The 3,012-nt window shown below is 53.1% G+C and carries 3 protein-coding genes and 1 other annotated feature; of the genes, 2 read left to right on the top strand and 1 reads right to left on the bottom strand.

Going from position 1 to position 3,012, the window contains the following annotated elements:
* Window positions 1–298: 298 nt before the first annotated feature.
* Both D6783_05505 and D6783_05500 read left to right on the top strand, forming a co-directional pair.
* Window positions 299–1,225, top strand: a complete 927-nt coding sequence (locus tag D6783_05505) for a mechanosensitive ion channel family protein (GenBank protein ID RME52220.1) — start codon at window positions 299–301, stop codon at window positions 1,223–1,225.
* 126 nt (window positions 1,226–1,351) lie between these two features.
* Window positions 1,352–2,038, top strand: coding sequence for an HAD family hydrolase (locus D6783_05500; protein ID RME52219.1), 687 nt, complete (start codon window positions 1,352–1,354; stop codon window positions 2,036–2,038).
* A 182-nt stretch (window positions 2,039–2,220) separates the two neighbouring features.
* Window positions 2,221–3,002 (bottom strand) — a sequence feature (possible 23S ribosomal RNA but 16S or 23S rRNA prediction is too short).
* Here the strand turns inward: D6783_05500 and D6783_05495 are convergent.
* Window positions 2,425–2,625 (bottom strand): hypothetical protein, encoded by a 201-nt coding sequence (locus D6783_05495; protein RME52221.1) that lies wholly within the window; start codon window positions 2,623–2,625, stop codon window positions 2,425–2,427. It overlaps the preceding feature by 201 nt.
* Window positions 3,003–3,012: the final 10 nt, after the last annotated feature.

The following is a 3,012-nucleotide window of genomic DNA, read 5'->3' as shown; positions in this document are numbered from 1 at the left end:
GGCTAACACCCATTACATGAACTAATAGCATATCAGATTATCTTGTAATAAACGAATGTTTCAGGTATTTCTGCAGGGTTTTCGGTTTCGCGGGTGGAAAACAAAGTGTTTGGACCGGAATTGCAGCTTTGGTTCTTCAAAAAAAGGCACGCTCAGAAGGAACGCACAAAAACATTTATAAACCCTCTTTGCAAAGAAGAACGCACAAGACAGCGCCTGCCAGAGAAATTTCACGAGCAACCAAGCGCGACACACACCACGCCCTGGTCAGCGCCAAAACCGCCTCCCCCTTCCAACGATGATAACCGGCTACGCAACCCTTACAGAAGCACTTGCCAACGCAGTCCAGAACACCAACACCTTCTTGCAAACCCACCCCGGCAAGTTCATCCTCATCACCCTCATTAGTGCGTTCACCATCCTCACTGCAAAACTCTTTCGCCAAATCTTCGAACACGCCTTCACCCCAGCAAAGCACCCGCACATCGACAAAACCCGCTACACCATCCTCAAACGCCTTCTCGTCGCCCTCATCTACATCATCGGCTTTGGCACTGCACTCTACATCATACCCGGCTTTCGCACCATCGCCGAAAAAATCCTCCTCGGAGCAGCCGTCCTTGCAGGTATCCTCGGCTTTGCTGCAAAAGACGCGTTCACCAACCTCATCGGCGGCGTCTTCATCGCCATCTTTGAGCCATTCCGCGTCGGCGACGTCGTCACCGTTGACGGAGACTACGGCACCGTCGAGGACATCACCTTGCGCCACACCGTGATCCGAACCTGGGAGAACCAACGCGTCATCATCCCCAACAGCAAAATCACCGAGTCAAAAATTATCAACTACACCATTCACGACGAGAAAATTCTCATGCACATCGACTTCACCGTTAGCTACGATGCCGACCTCGACCTGGCAAAGCGGGCAATGAAAGAGGAAGCCCTCAAACACCCCCTCGTTCTCAACGTCGCCCAAGAAACCATGGGACTTCCGAAAGACGAGCACGTCGCCGTCCGCGTCCTCTCCTGCGACGACTACGGCGTCCGCCTACGCCTCTTTGCCTGGGCCAAAGACCAACCAACCGCGTTCCGGCTCAAATGCGACCTCACCGAAGCAATCAAGAAGCGCTTTGACAAAGAAGGCATAGAAATCCCCTACCCGTACAGAACCATCATCTACAAAAAAGACATCAACGCAAAGAAGAAAAAGCGCTCCGGGCGCTAAATACCATCTTCACAAGCAGCAAGAGCGAAGCGAAGCCAACCCACCCTTCCTCCCCTCTCACGAGCTCATAAAACCACGGAAAGAATAACGCATGAGACTGCTCTTCGCAAAGCTCTCCGATCAAAAATGATTAAAAAAGCAGTAAGAAGAAAAACCAGCATGCGCTCTCCTTACCAGCTTGTCTGCTTTGACCTTGACGGCGTCATCTTCCAAGGCGACAACTTCTGGCTTCGGCTTCACGAACAACTCGGCACCCTCGAAGAAGGAAAGCGCCTCACCCAAACGCTCCTCTATACCGACTACGACAAACTCGTGGAGGAAGTTGTCAAAAAACTTTGGAAAGGAAAACATGCCAAGCCCTACGTTGACCTCGTCAATAAAGCAGCATACCTCCCTGGCGTGAAAGAAACATTCAACCACTTGCGCCGCCACAACACGCACACGGCCATCATCAGCGCCTCCAGCCTCGACCTTGCCAGACGAGCACAACGCGACCTGGGCGTCGACGACGTCTACGCCAATGAACTCGTCATCAAAAACGGCATCATCAGCGGAGACTTCATCGCGACCGTCAAACACGGCAAAGAAGTCAAAGCTGCCATTCTCAAAACACTCTGCAAAAAACTCGGCATACGCAAGGAAGCCTGCGCCTACGTCGGGGACAGCAAAGGAGACATCGAAGCGTTCCGCAACGCAGGCCTGTCCATCGCGTTCAACACGCGCGACGAGGAAGTTGTCAGCGCAGCAGACGTTCACATCCCAACCAACAACCTTGCAGACACCCTCCCCTTTCTCTTCCCCAAAAAAAGCTAGCAAGGAAGAAAAAAAGAAACACGGTGAAAAAAAGAGATAAAAAAAGAGAGGCAAAACGCGCAAAGGAAAAAAAAATCCGTGGAAGCAGCCACCCTTTTTTTACGTACACAAAAAAAGAAGGGCGGGCGATTAGTGAGTGCGGGCTGAACACCTCGCAAAAGCTCGGCGCGTACACCCCACTTCTATCAACCCCATCTTCTATGGGAGCCCTAGAGTCTCTTTTCGAGGAGGGCTTCGTGCTTAGATGCTTTCAGCACTTATCCCCGAGCGCGTAGCTGCCCGGCAACTGCCCTGTCGGACAACCGGTAGACCAGTGGCGCCGAACCACCGTTCCTCTCGTACTAAGTGGTCCTTCCCCTCAGACTCATCCACACGTCCAGTAGATATCAAACAAACTGCCTCACAGCGTTCTGAACCCAGCTCACGAACCCTTTTAATGGGTGAACACCCCCACCCTTGGCCGCTTCTGCACGGCCAGGATAGGATGAGCCGACATCGATGTAGCAAGCCGCGCCGTCGATGTGAGCTCTCGGGCGCGACAACTCTGTTATCCCCGGAGTAACTTTTCGGTCATAGCTAGCTCCCACAAAGGGAGACATAACTGATCGCTAGGCCCGGCTTTCGCCTCTGGAACCGGTCACGTTGAGGTCCCAGTCAGGCTGGCTTTTGCCCTTACACTCCACGGCGGATTTCTGACCCGCCTGAGCCAACCTTTGGGCGCCATTGATACCTTTTCAACGGCGTGCCACCCCAGCCAAACTGTCCACCAAATCGTGTCCCCTCACGGGTGAGTGGCGCGAAACTCGAAGGGTAGTGTTACATTGACGCCTCACTACGAGCTGACGCCCATAGCTTCAAACGGCTCCTACCTACGCTATACAACAAGCTCCACGTCACAGGATCAGGCTACAGTAAAGTTTCACGGGGTCTTCGCTTCCCACTGGACGTCCCTGGCCTTTGCACCAGGAAAGAGT

Source organism: Candidatus Woesearchaeota archaeon (assembly GCA_003694805.1).
Taxonomy (GTDB): domain Archaea; phylum Nanobdellota; class Nanobdellia; order Woesearchaeales; family J110; genus J110.
The sequence above is the reverse complement of the archived record's forward strand: the minus strand, read 5'-3'. Positions and strand labels throughout refer to the sequence as shown.